Genomic DNA, 15,652 nt, shown 5'->3' with positions numbered 1-15,652 from the left:
TAATCAGGGGGCTGGCATGAGCCAGGTTCTCGTACTCAACGCGTCCTATGAGCCTCTGAATATCACCACCTGGCGACGCGCCCTGGTGATGATGTTCAAGGGCAAGGCGGAGAGCCTGGAACAGGATTCTTCACGCATGATTCGCGAGGACACCATGCTCCCTACGGTGATTCGGTTGCGGCATTTTGTTCGGGTGCCTTTTCGGCAATTGCCCCTGACGCGTCGAAATGTGTTTTTTCGCGATGGCCATTGTTGCCAATACTGCGGTTACCAAGGAGAGAAACTCTCCATAGATCATGTGATCCCTCGCAGCCGTGGCGGTAGCGATACCTGGGAAAACGTCACCACGGCTTGCTTGATTTGCAATGTACGTAAGGGTAGCCGTACTCCTCAGGAGGCTGAAATGCCTCTACATCGGTTGCCGCGGCGACCACTCAGCAGTCTCAGTTTTGAGGCGACTCGACAGATTCACTCGGGCCGACACAGCGAGTGGGAAAAGTATGTAATCGGCTGGGGCTCTGGTGATACCAGCCTCAACGTTAGTCTTCCTCCTGATGACTGAGTTCTTCCAGTTGATGGCGTTGCTCTTCGGCAACGCAGGCGCCGATCAGCTCTTCCAGCTGGCCAGTCAGCACTGGCTCGAGGGAGAAATTGCGTCCTAATCGGTGGTCAGTGGTGCGATTGTCTTTGTAGTTGTAGGTGCGGATCTTTTCGCTGCGGTCACCAGTTCCTACTTGGGCTCTTCTCGTTGAGCTTTCACGCGCGTTGGCTTCTGCAATTTGTCTTTCCAGCAACTTCGCTCTCAGGATTTCCATGGCACGTTCTCGGTTCTGCAGTTGGGAGCGTTGCTGGGTGCAGAACACCCTGATACCGGTGGGCTTGTGGAGCAGGTCCACTGCCGTTTCAACCTTGTTGACATTTTGTCCGCCAGCCCCGCCTGAGCGAGCAGTGCTGATTTCTAGTTCGCTGGGATCGATCTGCACTTCCACTGCATCAGCTTCTGGCATCACGGCCACTGTTGCTGTGGAGGTGTGCACTCGACCTTGGGATTCTGTAGCAGGAACTCGTTGAACTCGATGCACGCCGGCTTCGAATTTCAGTTGGCTGAAGACGGCATCGCCTTTGATTGAGAGGATGAGCTCACGGAATCCCCCCAAATCGGCCTCTGTTGCACTCAACGGTTGGACTGACCAGCCAATGCGTTGACCGTAGCGCTCATACATGCGGGCTAAATCACCTGCCCATAGGCAGGCTTCGTTTCCGCCTGCACCGGCGCGGATCTCCAGCATGACGCTGCGTTGATCACGAGGATCACTTGGGAGTAGGGCCAGGGTGAGGCGTCTCACCAAGACTGTTTTGCGTGCCTCTAGTTGTTGCAACTCTTCCTGGGCTAAAGATTCCATGGCTTCATCACCCCTACTTTCTCGTAGTAGCTGCTTGGTCTCTTGCCATTCTTGCTCCACATGCTGGAGGGCTTCAAAATCGAGTACGAGGGGTTCCAGTCGTGCTCTTTCTCGCGCAATACTTTCAAGAAGTTTGGGATCAGCTGCCACATCGGGATCAGCTAGCTGGCGCTCCAGACTTTGAAAACTGGTCTTGGCTGTTTCCAGCCGTGTGATGAGGGTTGAAGAGTCCATACCCATCAACAGCGGATGTTATTGGCACCCGGCGAAGTCTTTGAGGACAACAGCTCAGTCTTCTTTAGAACTGTTGTCCTTGTTGTTATTTTTGGCGTCTGTTTTTTTTTCATCCGCAGCAGCATCGGCACTGCCCATGCCGTACTTGCGCATGAAGCGATCCACGCGTCCTTCAGTATCAAGAATTTTCTGGGTACCGGTAAAGAAGGGGTGATTACCACTCCACACATCAACGTGGAGTTCTGGTTGGGTGGACCCGGTGGTCATCACCACCTCTCCATTGCAGATCACCTTTGCGTTGGGATACCAGTTGGGATGAATATCAGGTTTAGGCATATCAGGATCAGGAGATGGCAGTCAGGGAAAAGTAGGAGGGGTGAAGGCTCAGCGCTTGGAGAACTGAGGAGCTTTGCGAGCTTTCTTGAGGCCGTACTTGCGACGTTCCTTGGCGCGGGGGTCTCTACTGAGATGGCCTTCAGTTTTGAGCGGTTTACGGTTGTCTGCTGATAACTCACACAGGGCTCGTGCCGCACCCTGTTTGATGGCGTCGGCTTGGCCGGTGAGTCCACCACCGTGAACGTTGACGAGGACGTCGTATTGCTCGTTTAGACCAAGGGTTTGCAGGGGTGCTTTCACTGCCGCGAGATAGGCGGGATTGAAGTTCAGATAGTGGTCACCGGGGCGTCCATTGATGGTGATCGTGCCAGTGCCAGGGACAAGGCGAACGCGGGCAACTGAGGTTTTGCGGCGGCCAGTGCCCCAGTAGACAACGCTGTTATTGGAACTGCTCATTGCGATGAAGCGGCGGGATTGAGCTGAAGGGTTTGGGGTCTCTGGGCGGAATGGGGATGTTCCGGGCCGCGGTAGACCTTGAGTTTGCGGAACAACTGTCTGCCAAGGGCGTTGTGAGGAAGCATCCCTTTAATGGCTTTTTCGACGATGCGTTCAGGTAGACGATCCTGCAACGCTTGGAAGGTTTCAACCTTCATCCCCCCTGGACGGCCAGAGTGACGGCGGTAGAGCTTTTGATTTGCCTTGTTGCCGCTGACTCTGATTTTGTCCGCATTGACCACCACAACAAAGTCACCTGTATCCAGGTGAGGGGTGAAGCTTGGCTTGTTCTTGCCGCGAAGCACGGAGGCCACCTCAGTAGCAAGTCTGCCAAGAGTCTGATTCTCTGCATCCACCAGAAACCACTGGCGTTCGATCGAATCAATTGAGGGAACGGAGGTCTTGTTCATCACGCCGGCATGCCGGTTCGGAGATGCACTATCGCAAGGGATAGTGCTGGGCAGGGAGCATCAGGCACATTTAGGACTGAGCCTGATCAAGCTCGATCTCTAACTTTAGCCTTTCAAGGGAGAAAATCCAAAAAGATCACTCATGTAATGGCTCGCGAAGCCCTTGTGTTTGCCCTAGGGGTTAGGCGTGGTAGTGGGAGTTCCGCTTGCCTCCGGTGCAGATGGAGGATCCAAAGGAGGATCATTTGCTCCGAGGGAATAGCGCGGTTGGCAGTCATACCAACCGCCTTTAGAGAAAATGTCTTCTTCGTATCCTGCACGCAGGAGGCAAAGACCCTGAGCTGGTGCCGCTTCTTTCACTTCTTGACGGCGTTTCTCCTTCCAGCGCCGCTCAAAGGTCTGAAGATTAAGTCGGTGTTCGCCTAAGGCCACCAATTGGCCCATCAACAGCCGCACCATGCCATAGAGGAAGCCGCTGGCTTGGATCTCAATCATTATTAAATCTCCCTGACGCTCAATCTTTACCTCCTGAACTGTGGTGCGGGCATGGGCTCGTCGACTACCAGCCCGTTGAAAAGCGCTGAGGTCTTGCAACCCAAGGAGCCCCTCTAGAGCTATTTGCATCAGGGTTTCATCAAGACGAACGTGGTAGCGGTGCCAGCTCCAGGGGGTGAGGAACAGATTGGGTCGCCGACCGTTGTAGATCGTGTAGCGATATCTTCGGTATATGGCTGAATGACATGCATGCCAGGAGGCTGGGCGTGCTACTGCTTCCCGCACACGAATCGTGCTAGGTAGTCGTCCGTTTAGAGCAGGTGCCCAGCGTTCAGCTGGGATGGGACCACAGCAGTCGAAGTGCACAACTTGGCCCGCAGCATGGACACCAGCATCTGTGCGGCCTGCTGCAACGGCCTGAATAGGCCTCTGAGGATCAAGCTGGGAGATTGCCTCTTCAAGTACTTGTTGAACGCTCACCGCTTGTGGTTGACGCTGCCAGCCGCAAAAGTTTGAGCCTTCATATTGCACGCTGAGGCCAATCCGTCGAACTGTCGTACTTTCTGGCAGTTCGACTTTGGAGTTAGGGAACATTGCTGATCAGTCCAGCATGTTGTCACTGTTCCCAGGCTTTAGACCAATTCTATGATTGCCATCTCAGCATTGTCGCCGCGGCGAGGCACCGTACGGATGATGCGTGTATAGCCGCCTTGACGATCGCCATAACGGTCTTGGGCCTTGTCGAAAAGCGCATGAACCAGTTGCTTGTCGTAGATGTATCCGATGGCGCGGCGTCTTGATGCCAGGCTCCCGTTCTTCGCAAGAGTGATCATGCGTTCAGCTTCGTCCCGAAGGGCCTTGGCTCTGGCTTTTGTTGTTGTGACACGGCCTTCACGGATGAGTTGAGTGGTCAGACCGCGAAGCATGGCTTTGCGTTGATCAGTTGGGCGCCCAAGCTTTGGGACTCGACATTGGTGACGCATGGTTCTCGGTGGTGCGCTGGGGCGGGAATGTAAAAACGGCTAGGCGCTGGTGCGGCTTTGTGGAATTGAGATGCCGATGCGCTCTAGGGCTTCGATGACTTCGTCTGCAGACTTGGAGCCGAAGTTCTTGATCTCAAGCAGGTCTTCGTAGCTAAAGCCCATCAGATCAGAAACTGAGTTCACCTGGGCTCGCTTGAGGCAGTTGTAAGCCCTTACAGAGAGGTTGAGCTCTTCAAGGGGGATCTGTGATTCAGCGGAAGGCTCGGGTTCCAGGCCTGGTTCTTCCACCATTGTGACGGTGGCAAGGGGCTGAAAGAGTTCGATCAGTTGGTTAGCTGACTCTGCAAGGGCATCATCTGGTGTAGTTGAACCATCGGTGACAATTTCTATGCGCAGCCTCTCGCGGGTAGATCCTCCTTCTGCGACGGCAGTCTCGTCGATGGTGAAGTTCACCCGACGGACGGGCATGAACACAGCATCGATCTGCAGTAGATCAATGGCGCTTATGTCTTCGTTGTGGCGATCAACAGGCCGGTAACCGATCCCCCGCTCAACATGAACTTCTAACTCAAGGCTGTGACCCTCATGCACAGTGGCAATTTGGCGGTCTCCATCTACCACTTGGACTTGTGAGGAGAACTGCAGGTCTTTAGCTTTGACCTGGGCAGGGCCGGTAACCACAAGTCGCCCAATCTCTAGTTCACTCGTTCGACTGTTTACCGACAGTTGTTTGCAGTTCAACAGGATGTCGAGCACATCTTCTCGGACTCCTGGGATGGTCGCGTACTCGTGGTTGACACCGGCAATGCGGACAGCGGTGATGGCGCTGCCCTCAAGGCCCCCCATCAGCACCCTGCGGAGGGAATTGCCAAGCGTGGTGGCTTGCCCGCGTTCGAGCGGTCCAATGAGGAAGACGCCTGTTTGGGCGCGATCATCGGCAACTTGATGCTCGATCCGGTCGATCTGGTATTGCAGCACGGTCTGAAGCGGGGAGAGAGGGCAGGAGCTAGGGAGTGAAACGCGGTTCAGACGCGCCGGCGTTTGGGCCGACGGCAACCGTTATGGGGGAGTGGGGTGACGTCTCTAATAAGAGTGATTTCGAGGCCTGCCACCTGCAGGGCGCGGATGGCGGTTTCACGGCCGGAGCCGGGTCCACGGACTAGTACCTCGATCTGACGCATGCCCTGTTCGAGTGCCCTACGAGCTGCAGCTTCAGCTGCAGTTTGAGCGGCAAAGGGGGTGCCCTTACGAGCACCCTTGAAGCCACTGGCTCCAGCAGATGACCAGGCGATAACTTCCCCAGCTGTATCGGTGATTGAGACGATGGTGTTGTTGAAGGTGCTCTGAATATGTGCAACGCCATTGGGGACATTGCGCTTGGTCTTTTTGGAACCTGTTTTTTTGGTGGGTTTGGCCATGGGCTGGGGCCTGGTAGATACGGTTTTGGGAGGGTCTGCCTGGGCAGCGCAAATAGATGTTGCTTATTTTTTCTTTCCAGCCACGGTTTTGCGTGCGCCGCGCCTGGTACGTGCATTGGTTCTGGTGCGTTGACCGCGAACTGGGAGGCTCATGCGGTGTCGACGTCCCCGAAGGCAACCAATATCTTGCAGTCGCTTGAGGGCCATGCCTTCTTGGCGTCGAAGGTCTCCTTCAATCGTGAAGGCTTCTAAGGCCGTACGCAGCTTCTGCACATCTCCATCTTCCAGATCCTTGACTCGGATGTCCGGATTGACGTCAGATTTGGTCAGGATGGTTTTGGCGCGGGTTAGACCAATTCCATAGATGTATGTGAGTGCAACTTCAACCCGCTTGTCACGGGGTATGTCTACGCCAGCAATCCGTGCCACTTAGCAGTTACTCGAGGGGGGATAGGGGTCGCCGATGGTGGCGAGAAAGGTTGGTGATGATTGAAGGCCCAATTCAGGGGTGTTCAATCACCAATGAGCAACAGGGAGTTATCCCTGACGCTGCTTGTGCTTAGGGGTGGAGCAGATCACCATGACCCTGCCGTGGCGGCGGATCACCCGGCATTTGTCACACATTTTCTTGACCGAGGCACGCACCTTCATGGAGTGTGGCTCTCCAAATTTCCAAACGGCAACCATACCACGTAGGTCAACATAAGGATTTTTCGATGCTGATAGCGATTGATTCGATACTGCCGTGGGCTTCCACCGTTTGCAGCAGTCCTTGTTGGCGGTAATGGTCGATGAGGGGGGCTGTTTTCTCGCGGTAGACCTCAAGGCGATTACGAATCACGCTTTCGTTGTCATCACTCCGGCCTCGGGAAATTAACCGTTCAATTAACACTGCATCGTTTAGTTCCAGTAGTACAACAGCCTCAATTGGTTGCTTGAGTTCCTCAAGTAAGGGTTCGAGTGCTGTGGCTTGGATCAAGGTGCGTGGAAAACCATCCAAGAGCCAACCACCACTTTGGTTCTTGAGTTGGTTTTCGACGATGGCAAGTACCAGCTCATCGCTGACCAGCTCGCCTCGGTTCATAACAGCAGCCGCCTCCTGACCAAGGGGTGTTTTGGCGCCGACCTCAGTACGCAGTAAATCACCAGTAGATAGGTGCATTAATTCATGGGCTGCGCAGAGACGTTCAGCCTGGGTCCCTTTGCCTGCGCCAGGGGGCCCTAGGAATAGGAGACGTTGCTTCATGGATGGCAAAAAAGGGCTTTCAGACGAAGTGGGGAATCGTTCATTGGCGGACAAGGCCTTCGTAGCGTTGAGAAATCACATAGGTCTGAACTTGTTTTGCGGTGTCGATGGCAACACCTACAAGGATCAGCAGTGACGTAGCTCCGAGGCCTTGAAAGGTCTGAACGTTGGTGGCGCGTTCCACCGCGGCGGGAATGATCGCAACTGCACCGAGGAAAAGTCCGCCCAGCAGGGTGAGTCGGTTCTGAACCCCGGATAGGTAGTTCGCTGTAGCACTGCCTGGCCTCACTCCTGGGATGGCCACGCCTCCCCGTTTGAGGTTTGTGGCGATGTCTATTGGATTGATGGTGAGTGAGGCGTAAAAGTAAGAAAAGCCGACAATTAGCGCGAAAAACACCAAGGCATAGGGCCATGGATTAGCGGCACCTGGGTTAAGAGTGCTTGCAGCCCTGATGAGTAAAGGGTTTTTGGTGAAGTTTGCAATGGTGATTGGTAGAAAGATCAGTGCAGAAGCAAAAATGATTGGCATCACACCACCAGCATTCAGCTTCAGAGGTAGATAGCTCTGGCGGTTTGGTAGCAAATTGGTTCCACCTATCTGTCGTTTTGCGCTCACAATCGGCAGACGGCGTGATCCCTCCTGCACGAAGATGATCCCAACGATTGTCATTAGGAAAACCATCACGAGCACAATGATGCCGACCACATCACCGCGATCGCCGGTTTGTGCTTTTTCAATCGTTGAAGCCAGTGCTTTTGGCAGGGTGGCAACGATGTTCAGGAAGATCACAAGGGACGCCCCTTGACCAATCCCTCGGTCAGTGATGATTTCGCTCATCCACATCACGATCATGGAGCCTGTTACTAATGCCAGGGCTGTCTGAACGACAAAGACGACCTCACTGAGCCCTTCAACGGCGTACTGGCGGAGGATCAGGGCAAAAATCACACTTTGAACTAGACCCCAGCCAAGAGCTACATAGCGCGTGATCTGTGCGATCTTGCGACGACCAGCCTCGCCTTCGTTTTTTTGCAGGTCCTCTAGTTGGGGTAAGGCTGCTGTGAGTAACTGGAGAATGATTGAGGCGTTGATGAATGGGAGGATCCCAAGAGCGAAAATCCCCAGAGTGGAGATCCCTCCACCGGTGAAAATGTCTAGAAAGCCGATCAGTTGTCCGCCCTGTTGCAGGAAGCTCTGAAAGGCCACCCGATCAATACCTGGCATTGGGATGTAGATGCCAAGGCGAATAAAAAGAAGTAATCCCAGGGTGGTCAGCACTCTGCCGCGCAGCTCTGGGTTGCGCACCAATTGGCTGATGACTTCAGCGGCACTGGGGTTGCGACCCCGACTGACGAGCATTGAGAGAAGGGATTGGGTTGGTTTGAAGCAATAAAGCAGTCCGTTGACCGAAGACTCGTCGGACTGCTCAGACCATAGACATGCAGATGTATTGACTTGGAATCGTTTCAGTCAAGGATTTCGCATGTGCCGCCAGCGGCTTCGATCTTGTTGCGGGCTGTAGCTGTGAATGCAGCGGCCTGAATGGTCAGCTTGACTTTGAGTTCTCCATTGCCAAGTATCTTTAAAGGGTATTTGGGACTAGTGACAACACCATTTTTGACAAGGGTGTCGAGATTGATGGTGCTACCCGTCTTGAGCTCATTGAGGGCCGCTACGTTCACCACAGTGAACTCTTTTGAGTTCACTGTGGTGAAGTGTTTGAGTTTGGGTACGCGCCTATAGAGAGGCATCTGCCCGCCTTCGAAGCCCGGGCGAGTAGGGCGACCAGATCGGGACTTTTGGCCTCTCATGCCGAAACCACAGCTTGCTCCTTGGCCAGCGGCAATACCGCGACCTTTACGCATTTTGCGGCGCCTTGCACCTGCGTTGGCTTTGAGAGAGTCGAGTCGAAGAGTAGTCATAGGGGAATCAGGAGTAGATCTGCTCGAGGGAGATCCCCCGTTCCTTTGCGGTCTCCTTATGGGTGCGGAGACTTGCCAGAGCCACCATGGCAGCTCGGGCATTGTTTAGAGGGGTTTTGCTGCCAAGACGCTTGGCTAGAACGTTTTTGATTCCGGCTAATTCCAGAACTGTGCGAATTGAACCGCCTGCGATGACCCCTGTTCCTGGGGCAGCGGGGCGGATTAGCACGTTGGCAGCACCATCGCGTCCGTTGGACAGGGTGGGGATGGAGTTGTGACGAGTGAGAGGAACCTTGACCAGGTGCTTCTTGCCATCAGCAACACCCTTGCGAACAGCACCGATCACATCGCCGGCTTTACCGACTCCAACACCAACTTGGCCACGCTCGTTGCCGACAACCACAATGGCCCGGAAACTCATCTTTTTCCCACCTTTTACGGTCTTGGAGACGCGGCGAATCTGAACGACTCGTTCTTGCCATTCGGAATCACGCTCTTGGCCTCGGCGGTCGCCACGGCGTCCGCCACCTCTGCGCTCTCGTCCCCCGCCACGGCGTTGCTGTTGCTGTTGTTGTTCTTGTTGGCCTTCCGCAGCTGCGGGGACGTCATTTGGGGTGGTCTGGGTGTTGGTTTGGGTCATGGTGAGAGCAGGGATCAGAACTGAAGGCCCGCTTCACGGGCGGCATCGGCAAGGGATTTCACTCGGCCGTGGTACAGGTTGCCGCCGCGATCGAAGACCACCTGTTGGATGCCCTTGGCGAGGGCGCGTTTTGCGACTAAATCCCCGACGGCATTGGAGGCGTCACAGCTGCTGCCATCGGCTTTAAGGCTGGTGCGTAAGTCCTTGTCGAGAGTCGAGGCGGCGCAAAGGGTGTTTTGGGCCTCGTCATCAATAACCTGGGCATAAATGTGGTTGTTGGAGCGGAATACAGCCAGGCGCGGACGCTGGGCGGTGCCATTGAGATGGCGCCGCAGGCGCCGATGGCGCTTCTGGGTCTGCTGCTTTCGGGAGAGGTTAGACATGGTGGGTAATGCGGAGGGAAGTCAGGCAGACCTCTATTTCTTGCCGGATTTGCCGGCTTTGCGCAGGATCCGTTCGCCCTCGTATCTGATCCCCTTGCCCTTGTAGGGCTCAGGTGGACGAATGGCTCGGATTTTTGCAGCTTCGTTGCCCACCAGCTCCTTGTCTGCCCCTGAGACGGTGACGTTGGTGTTGTTCTCTACTGCAAAGGTGACTCCTTCGGGGGGGTCCATTTCTACAGGGTGGCTGAAACCTGCACTCACTACAAGCTTTTTGCCTTTCACTTGTGCACGTGAGCCCACACCGATGAGTTCTAGTTTGCGCGTGTAGCCCTTGCTCACCCCTTCAACCATGTTGGCGACAAGCGAGCGACAGAGACCGTGACGCTCACGCGACTTACGTTTCTGACTTGTGGGTGTAACCACAATTGTGTTCTCCACCTGACTGACGCTGACGCCTTCGGGAAGGGTGCGGCTCAGTTCTCCTTTGGGACCCTTGACGCTGACTGCAAGACCATCAAGGGTTACAGCCACCTTGTCGGGGATGGGGATGGGATTCTTACCGATACGAGACATGGTTCAGGTTCCGGGTCAGTACACGTAACAGAGCACTTCTCCGCCAACGCCCTGTTTGCGGGCATCGCGGTCGCTCATCACGCCTTTGGAAGTGGAGATGATTGCCATCCCAAGGCCACCAAGGACTTTGGGAAGGGCACGGGTGTTCTTGTAGATGCGCAGGCCTGGCTTGCTCACCCGCTGCATTGAGCGGATGGTGGGATGGCGGTGTTTGCCGCTGTACTTCAATTCGAGGACTAGATGGGTGCGTACACCTTCACCTTCTTCGCTGATTTCAGAGATGAAGCCCTCTTGTTGTAGGACTTTGGCAATACTGCGTGACATGCGGGAGGCAGGAACGCGGGTGGTTTGGTGACGTTTTTCACTCGCATTGCGGATGCGTGTGAGCATGTCTGAGATTGGATCGTGGTTGGCCATAGTTCAGTCGTCTCCGAAGAGGGCTTAATTGCTGCGGAACGGCATTCCCATCTCTCGGAGGAGGGATTGGCCCTCTTCATCCGTACGGGCGCTGGTCACGATGGTGATGTCCATACCCCTGATGGCATCGATCTTGTCGAAGGAAATCTCAGGGAAGATGAGTTGCTCCCTCACTCCGAGGGTGTAGTTTCCACGGCCGTCAAAACTCTTTGGGCTGACACCTCGGAAGTCCCGGATTCTGGGCAGTGCAAGATTGATCAGGCGCTCCAGGAAGGCATACATCCGCTCTCCGCGGAGTGTGACGGCGCAACCTATGGGCATTCCCTGCCTGATTTTGAAGCCAGCGATGGCCTTCTTGGCTCTAGTCACGACAACTTTCTGGCCAGTGATAGTAGCCAGTTCAGTAATTGAGGCCTCCAAGGACTTTGCGTTTTGGGCGGCCTCTCCGAGCCCTCGGTTGACGGTGATTTTTAGCACCTTGGGGACTTCGTGAATATTCGAGAGGCTTAGGTCCTTCAGCAGTTTGGGCTGAATGGTCTCCCGGTAGCGCTGTTTGAGTGACATGGCTTGGTGGAAGGGTTCTTCTGGACGTGGTCAGAAGATCGGGGATTGGGAAGAAAGGGAAGTTGGTGGGCTGGAAATTGTGATTTAGATGGCCCAGGGTTCTGTGGTTGGAGCTGTGATTAGTCGATCAACTCTCCGGTTTTTTTGAGGCGGCGTTTTTTGCTGCCGTCTTTTTCGACAACCAGCTCCACACGACTGGCGATCTTTTTGTTATTGGAATAGAGCATCACGTTGGAGGCGTGTACGGACGCTTCCTCTGTGACAATCCTGCCGCTTTCTCCCTCTTGGGTGGGTTTGACGTGACGGGTGCGAATGTTGACGCCCTGCACAATGACGCGGTTCTCTATGGGCAGAGTGCGTAGCACTTCGCCAGTTTTCCCTTTGTCCTTGCCTGTGATGACTTGGACGGTGTCCCCTTTATGGATGCGCATCTTGATGCGCTGAGTGGTTTTTTGTTTGGGGGTTGCGATAGGCATTTCAGATCACCTCCGGAGCGAGGGATACGATTTTGGTGAAGTTGCGCTCGCGAAGTTCCCGAGCCACCGGCCCAAAAACACGAGTGCCTCTAGGGTTTTTGTCCTCGTTAATGAGCACGGCGGCGTTGTCGTCGAAACGAATCGAGTTGCCAGTATCTCGGCGCAGGGTTGCTTTTGTGCGCACCACCACAGCTTTGACGACCTCGGATTTCTTGACGCTCATATTCGGCATCGCGTCTTTTACGGCTGCCACGATGACGTCGCCTACATGGGCATAGCGACGGTTTGAGCCCAGCACACGGATGCATTGGATTCGCTTGGCGCCACTGTTATCGGCAACAGTGAGGAAGGATTCCTGCTGAATCATGTGGAGACCTCTTGAGCTTTGGGACTGTGGCTGAGGACTTCAGCAACCGTCCAACGCTTTGATCGGCTGAGAGGCCGTGTCTCAGTGATTCGCACGCGATCACCGACACGGCAGGTGTTGCCAGCGTCGTGGGCTTTATAACGGGTGGTTCGGCTGACCGTCTTCTGATAGATGGGATGGGGGAAGCGGTTCTCCACCGCTACCACTACTGTTTTGTCCATCTTGTCGCTGACGACGGTGCCGAGCCTTTCCTTGAGTGCCATGGGTTCTAAGGGGAAAATCAGGAGGAGGCGGCGGAGCGGCTGCGCTCCTTCTGCACCGTCAAGAGCTGTGCCAGCTTGATGCGGGCCTCTTTGAAGCGGTGCGTATTGCTCAGCTGCCGGGTGGCTTGCTGAAAGCGGAGATCGAACAGCTCTCGGCGGATGCCATCGATCTGCTCTGTGATGTCGGCGTCGGTGAGTTTGCGCACCTCGGCGGCTTTGGGATGGGCCATGGGTCAGGACTCCGCGGTGATGGCGGGCACACTGGCAGGCTTGTCGCTACCAGCAACCCTCTCTTGGTCGTCCAGGCCGATGAACTTTGTCTTGATGGGTAGTTTGTACTGGGCAAGGCGCATGGCTTCCCTAGCAATGTCTTCGGTGATCTCTTCACCGCCCATTTCGAACAGAATCCGACCTGGCTTAATGACGGCAACCCAAAATTCAGGGTTGCCCTTGCCAGAGCCCATGCGTGTTTCAGCTGGACGCATAGTGACTGGCTTGTCTGGGAAGATCCGGATCCAGATCTTTCCACCCCGTTTGACGTAGCGGGTCATGGCTCGGCGGCTGGCCTCGATTTGGCGTGAGGTAATCCAGCCACATTCCTGGGCTTGCAAGGCAAACTCTCCAAAGGCAATGGTGTTGCCCCTGGTGGCGACGCCGCGCATACGGCCTCGTTGCTGTTTGCGGAATTTGACGCGTTTTGGACTCAGCATGGTTCAGGCCTCCTCATCAACCCTCGTTTGAGCGATCTTCGAATTGTTGGGGTCGACGATTGCCCCTTCGCCGGGGGCTTGCACCCACAGGCATTGATTGGGCCTCGTCTCCCAGTACTTCGCCTTTGAAGATCCAGACCTTGATGCCTAGTACTCCGTAGGTAGTGCTAGCCACTTTTGTGGCGTAGTCGATCTCGGCGCGAAGGGTGTGTAGAGGCACACGGCCTTCGCGGGTCCATTCGGTGCGAGCGATTTCGGCCCCGTTGAGCCGACCACCAACCTGGATTTTTAAGCCCAGTACACCCGCTCGCTGGGCCCGTTGGACGGCCATGCGGATGGTGCGGCGGAAGGCGACTCGCTTCTCGAGCTGCTGGGCGATGTACTCGGCCAGCAGGAAGGCATCGGCATCGACTCGCTCGATTTCGACGACGTTGATCCGAACCTGTCGGCTGTGATCACCGATGGTTTTTTGGATGCCGGTTCGCAGCTCTTCGATGCCACTGCCCTGGCGGCCAACGAGCACACCTGGTCGTGCAGTCTTCAGCTCCACTTCGAGTTGGTCGGCCTTGCGGGCAATCAACACATCGCTGATGCCTGCTGCGCCGTACTTCTTATGGATGAATCGACGGATCCTGTCGTCCTCCTGAAGGAGGATTGGGTACATCTTGCTGGTGGCGTACCAGCGGGATCGGTGCTCCTGGGTGATCCCCAGGCGTAAGCCGGTTGGATGGATTTTGTGTCCCATCGGTCGGTGTCCTCGGGGGTCAGGAGTCGGTCTGGGCTGCCACAGCAATGCTGATGTGGCAGGTTTGCTTCTTGATCGCGAAAGCGCGACCTTGAGCTCGGGGCCGATAGCGCTTCATGGATGGACCCATGTCGGCGCTGGCTTGGGCAATCACAAGCGATGCTGGATCAAGACCAAGGTTGTGTTCTGCATTGGCCACAGCTGACCTGAGAACTTTTGTGATCGGGCCAGTGGAGCGGTAAGGCATGAACTCGAGCATGATCAGCGCGTCGCGATAGGTGCGACCGCGGATTTGATCGAGCACTCGCCGTACTTTTGATACGGATCCGCGGATGAAGCGGCCGTGGGCCTTGGCGATAGTTGTCGTCGTGGGGGATGAGGTCGTCATGGTCTCAGCGGCCTCCTTTTTTGTCTTTGATGTGGCCTTTGAAGGTGCGGGTGGGAGCAAATTCACCCAGCTTGTGTCCAACCATCTGCTCGGTGATGAACACCGGCACATGGCTCCTTCCGTTGTGAACGGCAATGGTATGGCCGATCATCATCGGCAGGATGGTGGAGGCTCGAGACCAGGTTTTGATCACCGACTTGTCATCGTCAGCATTTTGCTTTTCCAGCTTGCGAAGCAGGCTGTCAGCAATGAAGGGGCCTTTTTTTAATGAACGTCCCATGGCGGGTTAAGCGAACGGCAGAACAGTGATTGACATCAGGAATCGCGTCCTCCTCGGCTTCGTTTGGAGGTGCGGCGACGTTTCCGAAGAACGAACCGATTGCTGGGCTTGTTCCGCTTACGCGTCTTGAGACCCAGGGCAGGCTTGCCCCAGGGTGTCACCGGGCCTGAACGGCCGATCGGTGCACGTCCTTCGCCACCACCATGAGGGTGGTCACAGGGGTTCATCACACTGCCGCGAACTTGGGGTCGTCGCCCTAGCCAACGGCGACGACCAGCCTTGCCCAGGCTGGTGTTGCGCACTTCCGAGTTGCCTACTTCGCCGAGAGTGGCGTAGCACTCATGGCGCACAAGGCGAACCTCAGTGGAGGGCAGCTTGAGAGCGACGTAGTCACCCTCCTTGGCCATGACTTGTGCACTTGAGCCGGCCGTACGCGCCATCTGGCCACCCCGGCCGGCATAAAGCTCAACGTTGTGGACGCTGGAGCCAAGAGGGATGGCTGAGAGTGGCAAGGCATTGCCTGTCTCGATAGGTGATTCCGGGCCTGAAATCAGCTGCTGACCAATGGCGATCCCGGCCGGAGCAAGGATGTAGCGCTTCTCGCCATCAGTGTAGAAAAGCAGTGCTAGGTGGGCCTTGCGATGGGGGTCGTAATGGATCGCCGCCACTTTGGCCGGAATGCCGTGCTTATTGCGACGGAAATCGACGATGCGGTATAGGCGCTTGTGCCCGCCACCGCGATGGCGGCAGGTGATAACACCTCTGTTGTTGCGACCCTTGCGGCGATGTTTGGCCACCACAAGAGAACGTTCGGGTTTACGGCCGGTGACCTCATTGAAGTCTGTGACCACCCTGGTGCGTGTTCCTGGGGTGTAAGGGCGGAAGGTACGGATTGCCATGATG

The 15,652-nt window shown here is 55.6% G+C and carries 28 protein-coding genes; 1 reads left to right on the top strand and 27 read right to left on the bottom strand.

The window, feature by feature from the left end; all coding sequences use genetic code 11:
• Positions 1-16 precede the first annotated feature (16 nt).
• A complete protein-coding gene (locus tag SIB66_RS00670) occupies positions 17-562 on the top strand; it encodes an HNH endonuclease (protein ID WP_063407251.1) in 546 nt (181 codons plus the stop codon).
• Here the strand turns inward: SIB66_RS00670 and prfA are convergent.
• The 27 genes from prfA to rplB form a co-directional block, all read right to left on the bottom strand.
• Positions 540-1,637 carry a peptide chain release factor 1 gene (gene prfA, locus SIB66_RS00665; protein WP_063407250.1) on the bottom strand — a complete coding sequence of 366 codons (1,098 nt, stop codon included), beginning with the start codon at positions 1,635-1,637 and terminating at the stop codon, positions 540-542. The genes SIB66_RS00670 and prfA overlap by 23 nt on opposite strands.
• Before the next feature lie 54 nt (positions 1,638-1,691).
• Positions 1,692-1,973, bottom strand: a complete 282-nt coding sequence (gene rpmE / locus SIB66_RS00660) for a 50S ribosomal protein L31 (RefSeq protein WP_063407249.1) — start codon at positions 1,971-1,973, stop codon at positions 1,692-1,694.
• Between the two features lie 48 nt (positions 1,974-2,021).
• Positions 2,022-2,429: a 30S ribosomal protein S9 gene (gene rpsI, locus SIB66_RS00655; protein ID WP_011826929.1), complete on the bottom strand. Its 408-nt coding sequence runs from the start codon at positions 2,427-2,429 to the stop codon at positions 2,022-2,024.
• Positions 2,426-2,878 (bottom strand): 50S ribosomal protein L13, encoded by a 453-nt coding sequence (rplM, locus tag SIB66_RS00650; protein WP_011131125.1) that lies wholly within the window; start codon positions 2,876-2,878, stop codon positions 2,426-2,428. Before rplM ends, rpsI begins: the two co-directional genes overlap by 4 nt.
• A gap of 174 nt (positions 2,879-3,052) precedes the next feature.
• Positions 3,053-3,967 carry a tRNA pseudouridine(38-40) synthase TruA gene (gene truA / locus SIB66_RS00645; RefSeq protein ID WP_063407248.1) on the bottom strand — a complete coding sequence of 305 codons (915 nt, stop codon included), beginning with the start codon at positions 3,965-3,967 and terminating at the stop codon, positions 3,053-3,055.
• A gap of 38 nt (positions 3,968-4,005) precedes the next feature.
• Positions 4,006-4,356 carry a 50S ribosomal protein L17 gene (gene rplQ, locus SIB66_RS00640; RefSeq protein ID WP_011131123.1) on the bottom strand — a complete coding sequence of 117 codons (351 nt, stop codon included), beginning with the start codon at positions 4,354-4,356 and terminating at the stop codon, positions 4,006-4,008.
• A gap of 39 nt (positions 4,357-4,395) precedes the next feature.
• Positions 4,396-5,334 (bottom strand): DNA-directed RNA polymerase subunit alpha, encoded by a 939-nt coding sequence (locus SIB66_RS00635; RefSeq protein WP_063396903.1) that lies wholly within the window; start codon positions 5,332-5,334, stop codon positions 4,396-4,398.
• A 47-nt stretch (positions 5,335-5,381) separates the two neighbouring features.
• Positions 5,382-5,774: a 30S ribosomal protein S11 gene (rpsK, locus tag SIB66_RS00630; protein WP_011826926.1), complete on the bottom strand. Its 393-nt coding sequence runs from the start codon at positions 5,772-5,774 to the stop codon at positions 5,382-5,384.
• Between the two features lie 63 nt (positions 5,775-5,837).
• Complete coding sequence (gene rpsM, locus SIB66_RS00625; RefSeq protein WP_011131120.1) at positions 5,838-6,203, bottom strand: 30S ribosomal protein S13; 366 nt, start codon at positions 6,201-6,203, stop codon at positions 5,838-5,840.
• 108 nt (positions 6,204-6,311) lie between these two features.
• Positions 6,312-6,425 (bottom strand): 50S ribosomal protein L36, encoded by a 114-nt coding sequence (rpmJ, locus tag SIB66_RS00620; protein ID WP_011131119.1) that lies wholly within the window; start codon positions 6,423-6,425, stop codon positions 6,312-6,314.
• 46 nt (positions 6,426-6,471) lie between these two features.
• A complete protein-coding gene (locus tag SIB66_RS00615; protein ID WP_063407247.1) occupies positions 6,472-7,020 on the bottom strand; it encodes an adenylate kinase in 549 nt (182 codons plus the stop codon).
• Positions 7,021-7,060: 40 nt separating this feature from the next.
• Positions 7,061-8,380 (bottom strand): preprotein translocase subunit SecY, encoded by a 1,320-nt coding sequence (secY, locus tag SIB66_RS00610; RefSeq protein ID WP_011826922.1) that lies wholly within the window; start codon positions 8,378-8,380, stop codon positions 7,061-7,063.
• Positions 8,381-8,487: 107 nt separating this feature from the next.
• Positions 8,488-8,943 (bottom strand): 50S ribosomal protein L15, encoded by a 456-nt coding sequence (gene rplO, locus SIB66_RS00605; protein ID WP_063407246.1) that lies wholly within the window; start codon positions 8,941-8,943, stop codon positions 8,488-8,490.
• A 7-nt stretch (positions 8,944-8,950) separates the two neighbouring features.
• On the bottom strand, positions 8,951-9,583 hold the full coding sequence (rpsE, locus tag SIB66_RS00600) for a 30S ribosomal protein S5 (RefSeq protein ID WP_063407245.1): 633 nt from the start codon (positions 9,581-9,583) through the stop codon (positions 8,951-8,953).
• 14 nt (positions 9,584-9,597) lie between these two features.
• Entirely contained in the window at positions 9,598-9,966 is a 369-nt protein-coding gene (gene rplR / locus SIB66_RS00595; RefSeq protein ID WP_011826919.1) for a 50S ribosomal protein L18, read from the bottom strand.
• Positions 9,967-9,999: 33 nt separating this feature from the next.
• A complete protein-coding gene (rplF, locus tag SIB66_RS00590) occupies positions 10,000-10,539 on the bottom strand; it encodes a 50S ribosomal protein L6 (RefSeq protein ID WP_011131113.1) in 540 nt (179 codons plus the stop codon).
• A 15-nt stretch (positions 10,540-10,554) separates the two neighbouring features.
• A complete protein-coding gene (gene rpsH, locus SIB66_RS00585) occupies positions 10,555-10,956 on the bottom strand; it encodes a 30S ribosomal protein S8 (protein WP_011131112.1) in 402 nt (133 codons plus the stop codon).
• 24 nt (positions 10,957-10,980) lie between these two features.
• A complete protein-coding gene (rplE, locus tag SIB66_RS00580) occupies positions 10,981-11,520 on the bottom strand; it encodes a 50S ribosomal protein L5 (RefSeq protein ID WP_011131111.1) in 540 nt (179 codons plus the stop codon).
• 119 nt (positions 11,521-11,639) lie between these two features.
• Entirely contained in the window at positions 11,640-11,996 is a 357-nt protein-coding gene (gene rplX / locus SIB66_RS00575) for a 50S ribosomal protein L24 (RefSeq protein ID WP_063407244.1), read from the bottom strand.
• 1 nt (position 11,997) lies between these two features.
• Positions 11,998-12,363: a 50S ribosomal protein L14 gene (gene rplN / locus SIB66_RS00570; protein WP_011131109.1), complete on the bottom strand. Its 366-nt coding sequence runs from the start codon at positions 12,361-12,363 to the stop codon at positions 11,998-12,000.
• Positions 12,360-12,626 (bottom strand): 30S ribosomal protein S17, encoded by a 267-nt coding sequence (gene rpsQ, locus SIB66_RS00565; RefSeq protein WP_011131108.1) that lies wholly within the window; start codon positions 12,624-12,626, stop codon positions 12,360-12,362. Before rpsQ ends, rplN begins: the two co-directional genes overlap by 4 nt.
• A 17-nt stretch (positions 12,627-12,643) precedes the next feature.
• Positions 12,644-12,856, bottom strand: a complete 213-nt coding sequence (rpmC, locus tag SIB66_RS00560; protein WP_011131107.1) for a 50S ribosomal protein L29 — start codon at positions 12,854-12,856, stop codon at positions 12,644-12,646.
• A gap of 3 nt (positions 12,857-12,859) precedes the next feature.
• The gene (gene rplP / locus SIB66_RS00555; RefSeq protein WP_063407243.1) at positions 12,860-13,336 is read right to left on the bottom strand and encodes a 50S ribosomal protein L16; all 477 of its coding nucleotides are present in this window, start codon (positions 13,334-13,336) and stop codon (positions 12,860-12,862) included.
• Between the two features lie 16 nt (positions 13,337-13,352).
• Complete coding sequence (gene rpsC / locus SIB66_RS00550) at positions 13,353-14,081, bottom strand: 30S ribosomal protein S3 (RefSeq protein ID WP_063407241.1); 729 nt, start codon at positions 14,079-14,081, stop codon at positions 13,353-13,355.
• 19 nt (positions 14,082-14,100) lie between these two features.
• Positions 14,101-14,469: a 50S ribosomal protein L22 gene (gene rplV, locus SIB66_RS00545; protein ID WP_011131104.1), complete on the bottom strand. Its 369-nt coding sequence runs from the start codon at positions 14,467-14,469 to the stop codon at positions 14,101-14,103.
• 4 nt (positions 14,470-14,473) lie between these two features.
• Entirely contained in the window at positions 14,474-14,749 is a 276-nt protein-coding gene (gene rpsS / locus SIB66_RS00540) for a 30S ribosomal protein S19 (protein WP_011131103.1), read from the bottom strand.
• Positions 14,750-14,784: 35 nt separating this feature from the next.
• Entirely contained in the window at positions 14,785-15,648 is an 864-nt protein-coding gene (gene rplB, locus SIB66_RS00535) for a 50S ribosomal protein L2 (RefSeq protein WP_011131102.1), read from the bottom strand.
• Positions 15,649-15,652: the final 4 nt, after the last annotated feature.

Source organism: Prochlorococcus sp. MIT 1318, assembly GCF_047304505.1.
Classification (GTDB): Bacteria; Cyanobacteriota; Cyanobacteriia; order PCC-6307; family Cyanobiaceae; genus Prochlorococcus; species Prochlorococcus marinus_D.
Note: the sequence above shows the minus strand (reverse complement) of the source record. Positions and strands in the feature narration are given on the sequence as shown.